Raw genomic sequence first — 14518 nt, 5'->3', positions numbered from 1 at the left:
ACTGCCGCTCATCCGGCGGCGGGCAGCGCCAGGCGCACACGCGTGCCGTCGCCCTCGCGGGAGGCGATCGTGACCTCGCCGCCGTGTCTGTCGACGATGGTGCGCACGAGTGCCAGGCCCAAACCGCTGCCTGCGCGATCACGCGCGTTTCGGCCCCGAGCCAACTCGTCGAAGACCGCATCGATCTCGTCGGCGGGGATGCCGCGGCCGGTGTCGGCGACGTCGAGGACGACGGCACCGTGCTTCTCGTCGCCGCGGATCTCGATCACATCGCTCGGCTCGGAGTACTTGGCCGCGTTCGCCACCACATTGAACAGAGCCACGAACAACAGGTCGGGATCGCCCACCACGTCCGGCAGCGGCCAGGGCGCCGCCGGCAGGGTCACCGCCACCTCGCGCCCGTGAGCGTCGCGGACCGCGTCGACGACGTCCGTCACCAGCGCGGAGACCGACACACGCGAGCGCTCGACCTCGGACGTCTGCAGTTCGGAAAGTTTGCGAAGGTCGGCGACCAGCCGCGAGAGCCGGGCCGTCTGGGCATCGATGGTCGCGAGCTGGGGCGTATCGGCCTCGCTCGCGGCGACGGCGACGCGGATCGCCGTCACGGGATTCTTCAACTCGTGGTCGAGTCGAGCGAGAAAGCGTCGGTGCTCCGAGGCCGCCGTGTCGCGCGTGGTGAGCCGTGTCGTCTCGAGGAGACGACTCCGGCGGTGAGCCGCGAGAGCGAGAGCCGCGGCCGCCGCGGCGAACAGGACCGCGGCGCCCACGCCTACGGCCGGAACGCCGGCCTCGACCACGATCGATCGCCGGTCTCCTCCGATGACGCCGGCGACGGCGGCACCGGCTGAGACGACAGCGGCAGCGGCGAGAACCAGCACCCCGACGCGAGTGTTCATGCGCGGCGCACCTCGGCACGGAACCGATAGCCGACACCCGCAACGGTCTCCACGTAGCGCGGGTCCGTCGCGTCGTCGCCGAGAGCAGACCGCAGCTCCGCGACACGGTGGTCGACCGCTCGCGTGTGCGAGGCGAAGTCGAAGCCCCACAGTGCCGACAGCAGTCTCTCGCGCGCGTGCACCTCGCCAGGGCGCGCCATGAGGTACTCCAGCAGCTGGAACGCCTTCGGGGTCAACGGCACCTCGGCGTCCCCCCGCCAGACGCGACGTCCGGTGCGATCCAGTCTCAGGCCGTCGGTGACGAGCGTCTGCGACGTGACCAACGGGGCGGCTCCCGCGGCGACGCGGCGCAGCACCGCGCGTGCGCGGGCAACGAGCTCCTGCGGGTCGAACGGCTTGTTGAGGTAGTCGTCGGCGCCTTCTTCGAGCGCGGCCGAACGCTCGCCCGACTCTCCGACCCGCGTGAGCAGGATCGCCGGCGTGCTGTCTCCGGCCGCGCGCAGCCGGCGAACGAACTCCCGACCGTCCAGCACCGGCATCATCACATCGCTGACGATGATGTCGGGAACCCAGTGCGAGACCATGTCCCACGCCTGCTGCCCGTCCGCCGCAACGCGCACCTCGAAGCCGCTCCGGGTGAGGAACGGGGCGAGGCCGTCGGTGATCGAGCTCTCATCGTCGACGAGGAGCAGACGCGGCGGCGCGGAGGTCATGAACGGATCGTACCGATCAGGAGATCGGCGTCGTGCCGTTGAGGGTGCCGGCATCCTTGACGACAGCCGTGCCGCTCTCCCAGCCGACGAGGTTCGCGTCCGCTCCCGCATCCAGCACGATCTCGCGGGCCGCGGCGACGATGACGATGTTCCCGTCGCCCTGAACGCTGAGCTCGTCGACGGCGGGCAGCAGGACGGTGGCCGCCGAGGCCAGGATCGTGACCTCCCGGCAGTCGCCTGTCACCTCCACGACCAGTGCGTCGGCGTTGCGGTCGACCGTGTACGCGCCGTCCACGCACGCCACGTGCTGCGTGACTTTGTCGCTCCAGCGACTGCGCTGCAGCTTCGCCATGCGCTCGTCATCGACGACACCGCGCACGTTCGCGCTGTCGCTCGGCGACGGCGAGGGCGCCGCTGCCGTCGGAGACGTGGATGCGGCCGTATCTGCGGCCGTAGAGGTCGCGGCGCCGGCGTCGGACACCCGGACACTGCAGCCGGCGAGTGCGCAGCCCGCGATCAGGAGCGCGAAGGACAGAGCGAGAGGGCGGCGTACCGTGTTCATGCAGACAACGTTACGAAACGGATGTCGCAGCCGCGTCGCGACCGTGTCGCGATCTTGCGACAGGGCATGATGAGGCGAACACCCGCACGCCGCCGAGCTCGCACCGGCCGACCTTCCGACAGGACGACATGGACGTCGCACTCCTCGTCAATCCGACGGCCCGCGCCTCCGCGCGCACCCACGCCGCGGAGGACGTCGCCGCGCTCCTGCGTGCCCACGGCATCCGCACGACGTTGATCGCGGGCGGCAGCGCCGTCGAGTCCACCGACCTGCTGCGCCTCGCCCTCCAGGCGGGTGCCGATGCCGTGCTCGTCGCGGGCGGGGACGGCACGGTCAATCTCGCCGCGCAGGAGCTCGCGGGAACCGGCATCCCCCTCGGCATCGTACCGACGGGCACCGGTAACGACGTGGCGACCGCCCTCGGGCTGCGCGAGCGCGACGCGCGCGGAGCCGCCGAAGCCGTCGCGGCGGGGTCCACACGCACGATCGATCTCGCGCGCGTGCGTCGCGCGGACGGCTCGACGTCGTTGTACGCGACCGTGCTGGCGAGCGGATTCGACTCGCGGGTGAACGACTGCGCCAACCGCATGCGCTGGCCCCGCGGCCACGTCCGCTACGACCTCGCGATCCTCATCGAGTTCCTGCGACTGCGCTGCGTCGCCTTCGAGGTGGGGCTCGAGCACGACGACGGCACGATCGAACGCCGCGGCGAGGACCTGCTCATGGCGACGGTGGGCAACGGCCCGACCTATGGCGGCGGCATCCCCATCTGTCCGGATGCCGACCTCGCCGACGGCCTGCTCGACGTCACGCTCGTGCGCCCGCTCGGACGGACGCGCCTGCTCCGGCTGCTGCCCCGCGTCTACCGCGGCACGCATGCCGGCCTGGACGAGGTCGTCGCCGCACGCGTACGGCGGGTGCGACTGTCCGCGCCCGCGACCACCGCCTACGCCGACGGCGATGCGGTGGGGATGCTGCCACTGGAGATCGACGTCGTTCCCGGTGCGCTCCGCGTCTTCGCGCCGGCGCCGCACTGATCTCGTTTCCGGGCCGGGTCACGAACCGATCCGACGGTTGCGGTCAGTGGTGGCTCGCCTGCTCCGCGCGCAAGCGGGCCAAGACCTGGTCGCGCAGCTCCTCGGGAGCCGTCTCCTTGCAGGCCCGTGCGACGACGGCGGTCAGCGTCGTGGCCACCAGCGCCTCGTCGCGGCAGGACGGACAGTTCTCCAGGTGCGCGCGGATGTCGGCGTGCTCGGTCTTGCAGACCTCGTTGCGGAGGTACTCTTCCAGGTCCTTGCGGGCTTTGTCGCAGCCGCAGTCACTCATTTCTTGCTCCCTGATGAAGTCGCGGGCACCGGCACGTCCATGCCGCGCTCGCGCGCGTAGTCGGCGAGGAGGTCACGCAGCATGCGCCTGCCACGATGCAGGCGGCTCATGACCGTGCCGATGGGGGTCTTCATGATGTCCGCGATCTCCTGATACGCGAAGCCCTCGACGTCGGCGAGGTACACCGCGAGACGGAAATCCTCCGGAATCGACTGCAGCGCGTCCTTGACCGCGGATGCCGGCATGTGGTCGATCGCCTCCGCCTCCGCCGAGCGGCTCCTGGTGGCGGTCGTGGACTCCGCGCCGCCGAGCTGCCAGTCCTCGAGATCGTCGATCGTGCCCTGATAGGGCTCGCGCTGCTTCTTGCGGTACGTGTTGATGTACGTGTTCGTCAGGATGCGGTACAGCCACGCCTTGAGGTTCGTGCCCTGCGTGAAAGAGGACCAGGATGCGAAGGCCTTGACGAACGTCTCCTGCACCAGATCGGCCGCATCCGCCGGGTTGCGCGTCATCCGCATGCCCGCGGCGTACAGCTGATCCATGAACGGCAGCGCCTGCTGCTCGAACTGCGCACGGGCGTCCGCGGCGCTGTCGACCTCGTCCGCCGGGACGAGGTCTGTGGCCGGGGTTTCGGGGGTCGGCGACTCGAGGGCCGCGTGCTCTTCCATCAGGGCCCAGTCTACGTCGGCGATGTCCGGCACCAGGGGTGCGAGTGTCGCGGTCACGGGGCTCCTCTCTTCGTCGGCGTCCACCGTTCGGCAGGCTGCACCCGTCGCGCCGAAGGCGGCACTGTCGGACGGGTTCGTTAGGGTAGAACCCGATGACAGTCACCGGGTATTCCCCTCTTCCGCCGGCAGGTTCTCCCTGGCCGGCGCCGCGTGCGGACGAGGCCGTGCATGCGACGGTCTCGGTGCCCGGCTCGAAGTCGCTCACCAACCGCAAGCTCGTCCTCGCCGCACTGGCCGACGGCCCCAGCACGCTCACCTCACCCCTGCACTCCGAGGACTCGGAACGCATGATCGCGGCGCTGCGCGCACTGGGCGTGGAGGTCTCCGAGGTGCCCGGCTCCGGTCGGTTCGGACCCGACCTGCTGGTGACCCCTCCGGCATCCTTCCGCGGTGACGTCGAGATCGATTGCGGTCAGGCCGGCACCGTCATGCGCTTCATCGCCCCCCTCGCCGGACTGGCCCACGGCGACGTCACCCTCACGGCACACCCGAGCGCCCTGCACCGCCCGATGGGCGAGATGATCAAGGCTCTACGCGAGATCGGTGCCGACATCGACGACGGTGGCACCTGGTCGCTGCCCTTCACGGTCCGCGGGCGCGGGCACATCCGTGGCGGCGAGGTCACGATCGACGCGAGCGGCTCGAGCCAGTTCGTCTCCGGACTGCTCCTGGCCGCGCCCCGCTTCGACGTGGGCCTTCACCTCATCCACTCCGGCGAGCGCCTCCCGTCGGTCCCCCATATCGACATGACCATCGAGACGCTCGCGCGTCGCGGCATCCAGGTCGAGCACCCCACACCCACTGAGTGGGTCGTTCCCGCTGGCACCCTGCGCGGACGCGACGCCGCGATCGAGCCGGATCTGTCGAACGCGGCGCCTTTCCTCGCTGCGGCGATGCTGACGGAGGGCTCGGTGACGATCCCCGGGTGGCCCGCGAGTTCGACACAGCCCGGCGCGCTCCTGCCCGAGATCCTCACTCTCCTGGGCGGGCGGGCAACCCGCCGCGGCGGCGCTCTCACCGTGACCGGCGGTCCCCGCATCGCCGGCGTCGACCTCGACCTGAGCGCGGCGAGCGAGCTGACGCCGACCCTGTTCGCGCTGGCCGCCTTCGCCGACGCCCCGACGACCCTCCACGGCATCGGACACATCCGCGGCCACGAGACGAACCGCATCGACGCGCTCATCGGCAACCTGGAGGCACTCGGCGGAAGCGCACAGGAGCTTGCCGACGGCATCCGCATCGTGCCTGCTCCCCTGCATGGCGGCCTGTGGCGCGCGCACCACGATCACCGCATCGCCACAGCCGGCGCCCTCATCGGCTTGCGCGTGCCCGGCGTCGAGGTCGACCACATCGAGACCACCGCGAAGACCATGCCGGAGTTTCCCGCCCTGTGGAGCGGGATGCTGTCCGGGTCTGCGAACGACTGAGCCGGCCGGTGCGAGGCGTGCAATGAGCTGGCTCGATCTCGACGACGATGACGACGAACTCGAGTTCGACGAGACCGACATCCGGGTACGCCCCAATCCGAAGGCGAATCGCCCGCGCACGAAACGGCGCCCCGCCCACGCTGATGCGGTGATCGGTCGGGTGCTCGGCGTCGACCGGGGCCGCTACACCGTGTTGATCGACGAAGACGGTCCCGACGAGCACACCGCTCTCGCCGCCCGGGCGCGCGAACTGCGCAAGCAGCCGATCGTCACCGGCGACCGTGCGCGCGTCGTGGGCGACACCAGCGGCGATGAGGGCACTCTGACGCGCATCGTCGGGCTCGAGGAGCGCACATCGCTCCTGCGGCGCAGCGCCGACGACACCGACCAGGTGGAGAGGGTCGTGGTCGCCAACGCCGACCAGATGCTCGTCGTCGTCGCCGCCGCCGATCCCGAGCCGCGGCCTCGGCTAGTCGACCGCTACCTCATCGCGGCTCTGGACGCCGGCATCCATCCGCTCCTGGTCGTGACCAAGACCGACCTGGCCGATCCCGCCTCCTTCGTTGCGCACTTCGAGGGCGTGGACGATCTGGAGATTTTCACGAGCGGCCGCGGCCAGATGCCCGTCGAGGAAATCGGGCGACGCCTGATCGGCCACTCGACCGTCTTCGTCGGCCACTCCGGTGTCGGCAAGTCGACGCTGGTCAACGCCCTCGTCCCCACGGCCGATCGCGCAACGGGCCACGTGAACGAGGTCACCGGCCGAGGCCGTCACACGTCGAGTTCGACGGTGTCGCTGCGCTACGTGACGGCGGAGGGGCGCGGCTGGGTGATCGACACCCCCGGCGTGCGGTCGTTCGGGCTCGGACACGTCGACCCGGCGAACATCCTCCGCGCCTTCACGGATCTGGCGGTCATCGCCGAGGAGTGTCCTCGCGGCTGCACGCATCTTCCCGACGCGCCCGATTGCGCACTGATCGAGGCGGTGGCCGAGGGACGGCTGGGCGAGCGCGGAGCGGCGCGACTGGATTCGCTGCAACGTCTGCTCTCCACCTTCGCCTGATCGTAGGCTGTGGCTATGGCACGCCTCGAACCCGGTACCCCCGCCCCCGACTTCACGCTCGTCGATCAGGACGACGCACCGGTCAGCCTTCACGATCTGCGCGGCACCCCGATCATCCTGTTCTTCTACCCCGCCGCCATGACGCCCGGGTGCACGACGGAAGCCTGCGACTTCCGCGACAGCTTGGCACCGCTGCAGGCGGCGGGCTACGCGGTGATGGGCGTCTCGCGCGACGACACAGCGACCCTGCGCCGCTTCCGCGAACGCGACGGTCTCACCTACCCGCTGCTCAGCGACCCCGATCACGCCGTGCACGACGCCTACGGCGCGTGGGGCGAGAAGATGAACTACGGCAAGACGGTGGAGGGCGTCATCCGCTCGACGATCGTCGTGGATGCCGAGGGTCTCGTCACGCACGCTCTGTACAACGTCAAGGCCACCGGGCACGTCGCCCGCGTCCGCTCCCTGCTCGGCGTCGGCTGACCCGTCGCGTCCGCCTCAGCTGCGATCGTCGCCGCGCCGCGCGGCGGCTGTCCGGGCCGCGAGAAAGAGGGCGACCAATCCGATGACGGCGGGAATCGCTGTGAGCAGCGCCGTGGAGACGGACGGAGTCGGGCCCGTGATGGCGCCGAGCGCCACCGCGATGACCAGGAGCTGACTGACGATCCCCCCGGACCGCCCCCAGGAATGACCCCGCCAGACGGCGAGCGCGAAGGCGGCGAGGGCCACCGCCCCGATCGCCGTGAGGACGATGAGCGCGATCGAGCTGACCGCGTCGTCGGTGTCGCCGGTGACCAGGGCAACGATCTCCCAGCCGGTCACGAGGAGGACGGCGAGCGCCTCCAGCGCCAGAATGGCCGAACCGGTCCGCTCTGCTGGCGTCGTCATCATGCGGGCAGGCCCTCCGATACAGGCAGTACACAGCACACGCCGGGGGAAATGCCGAGTTCACCCTTGATTCATCTGAATGACCATGGGAGCATTGATCTATCCGTGTGCTCCCACAGTGGCGTGGGGCGAGCGTCTGCTCGCACACCATCAGGGTAATCGACGCCCGACGTCACACCCACCCGACTTCTCATCCCGCATCAAGGAGCACCCCCTATGGATTGGCGCGACAAAGCCGCCTGCCTGACCGTCGACCCCGAGCTGTTCTTCCCCGTAGGGAACACCGGGCCTGCTGTCGATCAGATCGAGAAAGCCAAGTCCGTGTGCGCGCGCTGCACCGTCACGGAGGTCTGCCTGCAGTACGCCCTCGAGACCGGTCAGGACTCGGGCGTGTGGGGCGGGCTGTCCGAGGACGAGCGCCGGGCTCTGAAGCGCCGCGCTGCCCGCGCCCGCCGCGCAAGCTGAGGCGGCGCCCGCCCGCTCCCGCTCGCACCGTCGACGATGATCTCGCCGGTGTTGCTGGAGCTCAGCTCTGGGTGCGCCCCAGGTAGCGCATCGGGATCTCGATGGTCACCTCGGTGCCCGAGCCGACGAGCGTGTGCCAGTCGATCGTGCCGCTGAGTTCGCCCTGAATGAGAGTGCGGACGATCTGCGTGCCCAGTCCCCGACCGACTTGCCCTTCCGGCAGGCCGACGCCGGTGTCACGCACCTTCACGCCGAGTCGATCCTCGGTGCGCTCCGCGATGATCTCGACCTCGCCCTCCTGGTCGACCAGACCGTGCTCGACGGCGTTGGTGACGAGCTCTGTGAGAGCAAGAGCGAGAGGCGTGGCGTACTCGCTGGGCAGCGTGCCGAACGTGCCGGTCTTCCGCGTACGCGCGCGGGTGTTGGGCGACGCGGCGACTTCCGCGACGAGCTTGAGCACCCGATCGAAGACGTCGTCGAAGTCGACGTTCTGAGCGAGCCCCTCCGACAGCGTGTCGTGGACCACGGCGATCGCCGCGACCCGGCGCATGGCATGCGTCAAGGCGTCGCGCGCCTCATCCGAGTGCGTGCGCCGCGACTGGATGCGCAGCAGCGACGCGACCGTCTGCAGGTTGTTCTTGACGCGATGGTGGATCTCCCGGATCGTCGCATCCTTGGTGATCAGTTCCTGCTCCTGGTGGCGGATCTCCGTGACGTCCCGGCACAGCACGATGGCGCCGATCCGGGTGCCGTGGTCCTTGAGCGGGATGGTGCGAAGTGACACCGTGACCCCGCGCGCCTCCAGGTCGGCCCGCCACGGTGCACGACCGGCCATGACGATCGGCAACGACTCATCGAAGTCGCGCCCTTTCGGCAGGATGCCGGTGGCCACTTCGAGCAGGGACTCCCCTTCGAGCTCGTCGTCGAAGCCGAGGCGGTTGAACGCGGAGAGGGCGTTGGGGCTGGCGAAGGTGGTGGTGCCGTCGACATCGATGCGGATCAGACCGTCGGAGGCGCGCGGGGCACCCCGTCGTGGAGAAGTCGGTGCGGCGAGGTCGGGGAAGTCGGCGCTCGCGATCATGCCGAAGAGGTCGTCGGCGCAGTCGTTGAAGGTGATCTGCTGGCGTGACGGGGTGCGCGCCTCGCCGAGGTTGGTGTGCCGCGTGAGCACGCCCACCACCACGGGCGACTGCTCACCGGCGCCGGCCGCGCGCACGATCGGCACCGCGCGCACACGCGTGGGGGTCTCTTCGAACCAGTCCGGGGATGCCGAATCGACGATCTCGACCCGCGTGAACGCGTCACGAACCTGCGTGCGCCACTGCGGGCGCACCATGTCGCCCACGATGTCCCGGTAGAACAGGGTCGCCGCACCGCTCGGCCGGGTGTGGGCGACGGCGATGAACGAGTCGTCCACCGTCGGTACCCAGATCACGATGTCGGCGAAGGCCAGGTCGGCGAGGAGCTGGCCGTCGCCGGCGAGGCGGTGCAGCCACTCGATGTCAGCCCCCGTGGATCGGCCCTGGGCATAGACGAGATCGCTGAGCGTCGACACGCACCCAGCCTAGGCGAGATCGTTCATCGGTGACGCGGCCGAGCCGCCTCAGGCCACGCCGCGAAGAGTGCGTCGCGTCCGGAGGTGAGCGTCCCTGCGCCGGCCCTCGGTATCGGCGCCGGGTGCCACACGCGATCGACGCACCGCTGCGCGCGCCGGAGGCGGCTCGATCGCCTCGCCGACGAAACGACGAACGGCCCCAGACAGCGAGGAGCGTGGCGCCACACGACCCACCGGCTGCGCCTGCAGGACCGCGGCGTCGGCAGCCTTCGGATCCCACGGGACGAACCAGCACGCGGCGACGCCGACGTAGCGATCGAGCGTGCGGCGCACCTGCGATCGCGCGTCGATCCCGAGCGTCGAGGTCCGCGTCTTGTTGACCAGGACGTGGATGGGCGCGGCGCCGGCCGCGGCGCGCAGATCGGCATGCGCACGGACGAAGCGTGCAACGCCGACGGGGTCTGCGGAGACGACCGCGACGACGATGTCGGCCGCGGCCAGGACCGCGAGCGTGGCGGCGTTGCGACGCGGGCCCTCCACATCGCTCACGATCTCCTCGTCGCGCTCCAGCGGCGCCGCGACGTCGACGATGAGATCCTCGACCCACGTGCGACACTGCTCGAGTGCACCGCCGACCCGCGCCGAGGACAGCTCCGGCCAGCGCCCCGGCCGGTTGATCCCCGCCAGAACCGCGACATCACCGAGGGGCAGGGCGATCCGTTCGAGCTCGGCGGCGCTCAACGTCCCGCGCTCCGCCGCTCGACAGGCCGCGGCGAAGCCCGGCCCCTCGTCGGCGAGCCCGGTCAGCATCGCGACCGATGGGGCATGAGTGTCCGCGTCGATGAGGCCGACACGGCGCCCATCCCGGGCGAGCTCCGCGGCCATCTCGATGGCCATGGTGGTGCGTCCCGGAGCGCCCGCGGGGCCCCAGACCGCGATGATGCGACCGCGCGGGGGCGCCGTCGGCGGCGCGGTCGCCGCGTGCAGCACCGCGGTGCGGACGCCGTCCGGCGCGCACGTGGCGATGCCGAACATCTCGGCGAGTCGGCGATCGGCCGCGCCGTCGCAGACCGCGACGATGCGCACTCCGAAGCGGTCGCACACGGTGACCAGCTGAGGAGTCAGCGTGTCTCGGCCGGCGTCGACGGCGAGGACGTCGGCGGCGGCGAGCGCGCCGAGCAGTTCCGCCGCGGCGCGGCCCGTGACGGCGTCGGCGGCGGCATCCGCCGGAGCATCCGCTGCCACGACGAGAAGAACCTCGGCATCGTCGTCGCGGAGACCGTCCACGACGACGGGGGTGTCCAGCCGGTCGGACGCCAGCACCACGCGCACGCTCATGAGCCCGCTCCGCCGCTGGGGACGATCGACAGGCTGGACCCGTCGGCGATCGCGGCGAGGGTGGCGGCGACGTCGGCGCGGTCGATCACGATCTCGACCGCGACGGCGGTCGCGCCCATCATCGACCGGTCGCGATCTACCGACGCGACCGTCGCGGAGCCGACCAGGATGCGGGGCGTGTCGTAGGCACCGCGCTCCCGCGGCGCCGCGGCCCAGACATCGACCGATGATCCCGTGCCGACGGTGGCGGGCACCTCGCTCGCGCTCGTGATGACGACGGTGGTGCTGCGCACGCCGGCCGCGTCGCCGAGCGCATCGTTCGGCACGAGCTCGCCGGCGCGCACGACACGGGTCGCGACGGCTCCCGGCCGAAGCGTCGTCGGCGACGCATAGGAATCGTGAATCGGGCCGAGCGCGACATCGACCACGCGCAGGTCGGCGGATTCGACGGTCTCCCCCGGGAGCAGCGTCGTGGCGGCGGCGAACACGGGCGCCGTCTGCCGCGCCGCGGCGACCACGAACCAGACGCCGGCCACCGAGACGACGATCAGCGCGATCCCGAGGAGGAATCGTAGGTCTGCCCAGAAAGCGCGAGGGCGCGGTCGGGTCGTGACGGAGTCGCTCATGTCGATATGGTGACGCAGCGTGCCGCCGGCGCGGGCTGGTTATCCACAGCGCGGCGTGGACCGGCGAGGCCTCGGCTGCCGGACCGCATAATGGCCTCATGCCCGAATCGCCCGACGCCGGCGCGCGCCTGCTGACACCCGCCCAAGTGGCGGAGATGCTGCAGATCGCCGTCGACGAGGTGGTCGCTCTCGTCATCGACGGCCGACTCCGAGGGATGAAGGCGGGCTCGCCGGCGCGCTGGCGCATCGACGCCGGCAGCGTCGCCGTCTACCTCGACGATCAAGCGGAAGACGCGCGGCGGATGGCCCTGTGGCGTGAATCGAATGCGGCGAGTTTTCCCGAGCTGTGGGGTCGGGGCGCGGTGCGCAACCCGGACTGATCGCCGCGGGCCCGTCGATACCGTCAGACGAGGTCGACGAGCGCATCCATCCGCATCGCGGCCACCGCCGCGAACGGAACGATCCGGAAGCCGCGCACCTGATCGGCGCGGCGCACCCCACCGATCTCGTGCAGTGCGAGATCGAGATGATCGGCGCCGGCGCGGTCGATCGTGCCCGACAATGCGCGCCCCGTCACGAGATGCACCGTCACCGGGATGCGCCGGCGGACGAGATCGCGCACGACGAAGCCCAGGGACATGCGCTGCGCGAGTGCGCCGCCGGGATGAGCGGCGCGCACACTGCCGAGAAGCTGCTGCGTGGCGAGCGCCATGGTCGCCACGGCGGCCATGGGCACGATCCAGACCGTGCCCGACGATCCGCCCTCCACGGTGACGGCGACCCAGTCCGATCCGACGCGCGTGACGGTCCCCGACAGCGTCGTACCGTCCGTGAGCTCGAGGCCGACGGCGACATCGGCGGTCTCCGCGAGCACCACGAGCCGATCGCGGACGGGGATGCGCGCCAGACGCAGGCGCTCCGCTTCGGTGTCCAGGGCGGCGCGCTCAGCCTCCCACTCGGAGTCGAGTTGGTCTTCCAGATCCTCGAAGAAGCGGTCCCAGCGCACGCGGTGACCCTAGAGGAGGGATGCCGCCGCCCGCCGATTCTGTCCACAGGAGCCTCTCCACAGGTTGGAGGATTCTCATCCACCCTGTGCGTGGGCTGTGCTGTACTCGTCAGACGCCCGACCGGGCAGACGACGACAGAGGAGGACGGCGCATGGCCACCGCATCCCCCGACGCTGCCGGCACGACCCGGCGGAGCGTTTCGACACCGCGGCGCGGCTCCGCCCTGGAGGTCGCCGAGTACTTCGCCCCCCAGCGCACCGGTACCGACGCGCTGCCCGCCCCGGAGCCGCTGCTGAAGAACCTGACCATCGGCGTCCTCGAAGCGCTCGCCGGGGTGCGCGAGGTCGATCAACTCGCACGCTGGTTCGGCGAGGACGCGTTTCGTGCTCTGATCACACGAGCCAATCTGTCGGCTCGCGCACGCAGCGCCCGAGGCGTCGCGCCGGCCCGCCCCGTGCACCACATCCTCTCGACACGTCATTCCTCCCCCGCCGACGGCGTCATCGAGGGAGTGGTCATCGTGGCAGGACCGGCGCGCACCCGCGCCGTCGCCCTCCGCTTGGAGGGCTGGGACGGGCGCTGGCGCGCCACGTCCCTCGCGCTTCTGTGACCATCCGCAGAACGGGGCCGGCGCTGTCGCCGATCCCTACTGCCGGTACGAGGAGAGGAAGTTGCCGAGCCGTTCGATCGCCTCGGTGAGCACGCGCGCCTCCGGCAGCGTCACGATCCGGAAGTGATCCGGCGTCGGCCAGTTGAAGCCTGTTCCCTGCACGAGCAGCACGTGCTCGGCGACGAGGAAGTCGTAGACGAACTTGGCATCGTCGTGGATCTCGTAGATCTCAGGATCGAGTCGGGGGAACGCGTAGAGGGCGCCGCGCGGCTTGTGGCACTGCACCCCCGGAATCGCGGTGAGAGCCTCGAAGGCGGCATCCCGCTGCTCATGGAGCCGTCCGGTGGGAGCGATCAGCGCGTCGATCGACTGCACACCGGACAGCGCAGCCTGCACCGCGTGCTGAGCGGGCACATTGGGACACAGCCGCGTCGAGGCGAGCAGCTGGATGCCCTCCAGGAACCCGGTGGCGTGCTTCTTGGGGCCGGTGATGACCATCCAGCCCGAGCGGTACCCGGCCACGCGATACGTCTTGGACAGGCCGTTGAAGGTCAGGCAGAGCAGATCCGGAGCGAGCGTGGCGAGCGGGATGTGCACGGCGTCGTCGAACAGGATGCGGTCGTAGATCTCGTCGCTGAGCAGCAACAGCGAGTGCTCCCGGGCGATCTCCACGATTTCCTCGAGCACCTCACGGGAGTACACCGCCCCGGTCGGGTTGTTCGGGTTGATGACGACGATCGCCTTCGTGGCCGGCGTCACCTTCGACCGGATGTCTTCGAGGTCGGGCTGCCACCCGTTCTCGTTGTCGCAGCGGTAGTGCACGGGAGTGCCTCCGGCCAGGCTCGTCATGGCCGTCCACAGCGGATAGTCCGGAGCGGGGATGAGAACCTCGTCGCCGCTGTCCAGCAGCGCCTGCATGGTCATGGTGATCAGCTCGGAGACACCGTTACCCAGGTAGACATCGTCCGGATCGAACGTCGGGAACCCGGGAACCTGCTCGTACCGCGACACGACGGCGCGGCGCGCCGACATGATGCCGCGGCTGTCGCTGTAGCCGTGTGCGTGCGGGACCGCCTCGATCATGTCGCGCACGATCTGGTACGGCGCCTCGAAGCCGAACACGGCGGGATTGCCGGTGTTGAGTTTGAGGATGCGGTGGCCGTCGGCCTCGAGCCGGTCAGCTTCGACAAGGGCGGCTCCACGGATCTCGTAGAGAACGTCCTTGAGCTTGGATGACTGGTCGAGGATGCGGGGACTCATCGGATCAGGATATCGCCGCCCCGACGAGGCCAATCGCCGACCGGTGGCCCGGAC

18 protein-coding genes are annotated in these 14518 nt (G+C 70.4%); 7 read left to right on the top strand and 11 right to left on the bottom strand.

From position 1 onward, the window contains the following. Positions 1-8: 8 nt before the first annotated feature. Genes JOE53_RS02765 through JOE53_RS02755 form a run of 3 tightly spaced genes read right to left on the bottom strand, consistent with a single transcriptional unit; the run spans position 9 to position 2171 of the window. Positions 9-896 carry a sensor histidine kinase gene (locus JOE53_RS02765; protein ID WP_204946725.1) on the bottom strand — a complete coding sequence of 296 codons (888 nt, stop codon included), beginning with the start codon at positions 894-896 and terminating at the stop codon, positions 9-11. Continuing rightward, positions 893-1609 carry a response regulator transcription factor gene (locus tag JOE53_RS02760; protein ID WP_204946724.1) on the bottom strand — a complete coding sequence of 239 codons (717 nt, stop codon included), beginning with the start codon at positions 1607-1609 and terminating at the stop codon, positions 893-895. The genes JOE53_RS02765 and JOE53_RS02760 overlap by 4 nt, the downstream gene beginning before the upstream one ends. A 16-nt stretch (positions 1610-1625) precedes the next feature. Next, complete coding sequence (locus JOE53_RS02755; RefSeq protein ID WP_204946723.1) at positions 1626-2171, bottom strand: DUF3060 domain-containing protein; 546 nt, start codon at positions 2169-2171, stop codon at positions 1626-1628. Between the two features lie 128 nt (positions 2172-2299). Here JOE53_RS02755 and JOE53_RS02750 point away from each other — a divergent pair, with 128 nt between their 5' ends. Then, the gene (locus JOE53_RS02750) at positions 2300-3208 is read left to right on the top strand and encodes a diacylglycerol kinase (RefSeq protein ID WP_204946722.1); all 909 of its coding nucleotides are present in this window, start codon (positions 2300-2302) and stop codon (positions 3206-3208) included. A gap of 43 nt (positions 3209-3251) precedes the next feature. Here JOE53_RS02750 and JOE53_RS02745 read toward each other — a convergent pair whose 3' ends face one another. Continuing rightward, positions 3252-3497, bottom strand: coding sequence for a zf-HC2 domain-containing protein (locus tag JOE53_RS02745; protein WP_036317410.1), 246 nt, complete (start codon positions 3495-3497; stop codon positions 3252-3254). Continuing rightward, positions 3494-4222 carry a sigma-70 family RNA polymerase sigma factor gene (locus tag JOE53_RS02740; protein WP_061683361.1) on the bottom strand — a complete coding sequence of 243 codons (729 nt, stop codon included), beginning with the start codon at positions 4220-4222 and terminating at the stop codon, positions 3494-3496. The genes JOE53_RS02745 and JOE53_RS02740 overlap by 4 nt, the downstream gene beginning before the upstream one ends. Positions 4223-4317: 95 nt before the next feature. On the opposite strand from JOE53_RS02740, the gene aroA reads away from it, so the two are divergent. The 3 genes from aroA to bcp are packed head-to-tail and all read left to right on the top strand — an operon-like array spanning position 4318 to position 7198. Continuing rightward, positions 4318-5652 (top strand): 3-phosphoshikimate 1-carboxyvinyltransferase, encoded by a 1335-nt coding sequence (gene aroA / locus JOE53_RS02735; protein ID WP_204946721.1) that lies wholly within the window; start codon positions 4318-4320, stop codon positions 5650-5652. A gap of 22 nt (positions 5653-5674) precedes the next feature. Continuing rightward, complete coding sequence (rsgA, locus tag JOE53_RS02730) at positions 5675-6715, top strand: ribosome small subunit-dependent GTPase A (RefSeq protein ID WP_204946720.1); 1041 nt, start codon at positions 5675-5677, stop codon at positions 6713-6715. 15 nt (positions 6716-6730) lie between these two features. Beyond that, positions 6731-7198 carry a thioredoxin-dependent thiol peroxidase gene (bcp, locus tag JOE53_RS02725; protein ID WP_204946719.1) on the top strand — a complete coding sequence of 156 codons (468 nt, stop codon included), beginning with the start codon at positions 6731-6733 and terminating at the stop codon, positions 7196-7198. Between the two features lie 15 nt (positions 7199-7213). Here the strand turns inward: bcp and JOE53_RS02720 are convergent, their stop codons facing one another. After that, positions 7214-7606 (bottom strand): histidine kinase, encoded by a 393-nt coding sequence (locus JOE53_RS02720; protein ID WP_204946718.1) that lies wholly within the window; start codon positions 7604-7606, stop codon positions 7214-7216. Between the two features lie 213 nt (positions 7607-7819). Between JOE53_RS02720 and JOE53_RS02715 the strand changes: the two genes are divergently transcribed. Then, positions 7820-8068: a WhiB family transcriptional regulator gene (locus tag JOE53_RS02715; RefSeq protein ID WP_005048317.1), complete on the top strand. Its 249-nt coding sequence runs from the start codon at positions 7820-7822 to the stop codon at positions 8066-8068. 61 nt (positions 8069-8129) lie between these two features. Here the strand turns inward: JOE53_RS02715 and JOE53_RS02710 are convergent, their stop codons facing one another. From JOE53_RS02710 to JOE53_RS02700, 3 genes are read right to left on the bottom strand one after another with little or no spacing between them, the layout of a single operon-like run. Then, complete coding sequence (locus JOE53_RS02710; RefSeq protein ID WP_036285785.1) at positions 8130-9623, bottom strand: sensor histidine kinase; 1494 nt, start codon at positions 9621-9623, stop codon at positions 8130-8132. Positions 9624-9671: 48 nt separating this feature from the next. Further along, positions 9672-10961 (bottom strand): AAA family ATPase, encoded by a 1290-nt coding sequence (locus JOE53_RS02705; RefSeq protein ID WP_204946717.1) that lies wholly within the window; start codon positions 10959-10961, stop codon positions 9672-9674. After that, a complete protein-coding gene (locus JOE53_RS02700) occupies positions 10958-11587 on the bottom strand; it encodes a hypothetical protein (protein WP_204946716.1) in 630 nt (209 codons plus the stop codon). The genes JOE53_RS02705 and JOE53_RS02700 overlap by 4 nt, the downstream gene beginning before the upstream one ends. A gap of 98 nt (positions 11588-11685) precedes the next feature. On the opposite strand from JOE53_RS02700, the gene JOE53_RS02695 reads away from it, so the two are divergent. Further along, positions 11686-11967: a helix-turn-helix domain-containing protein gene (locus JOE53_RS02695; protein WP_005048309.1), complete on the top strand. Its 282-nt coding sequence runs from the start codon at positions 11686-11688 to the stop codon at positions 11965-11967. A 23-nt stretch (positions 11968-11990) separates the two neighbouring features. On the opposite strand, the gene JOE53_RS02690 is transcribed toward JOE53_RS02695, so the two are convergent. Continuing rightward, positions 11991-12593 (bottom strand): hypothetical protein, encoded by a 603-nt coding sequence (locus JOE53_RS02690; RefSeq protein ID WP_204946715.1) that lies wholly within the window; start codon positions 12591-12593, stop codon positions 11991-11993. 152 nt (positions 12594-12745) lie between these two features. Here JOE53_RS02690 and JOE53_RS02685 point away from each other — a divergent pair, with 152 nt between their 5' ends. Beyond that, a complete protein-coding gene (locus JOE53_RS02685) occupies positions 12746-13204 on the top strand; it encodes an Rv3235 family protein (protein ID WP_016463358.1) in 459 nt (152 codons plus the stop codon). A 36-nt stretch (positions 13205-13240) separates the two neighbouring features. Here JOE53_RS02685 and JOE53_RS02680 read toward each other — a convergent pair whose 3' ends face one another. Further along, complete coding sequence (locus JOE53_RS02680) at positions 13241-14464, bottom strand: pyridoxal phosphate-dependent aminotransferase (RefSeq protein WP_204946714.1); 1224 nt, start codon at positions 14462-14464, stop codon at positions 13241-13243. Positions 14465-14518: the final 54 nt, after the last annotated feature.

This window comes from Microbacterium laevaniformans, assembly GCF_016907555.1.
GTDB lineage: Bacteria > Actinomycetota > Actinomycetes > Actinomycetales > Microbacteriaceae > Microbacterium > Microbacterium laevaniformans.
This window is presented reverse-complemented; position numbering and strand designations above follow the sequence as displayed.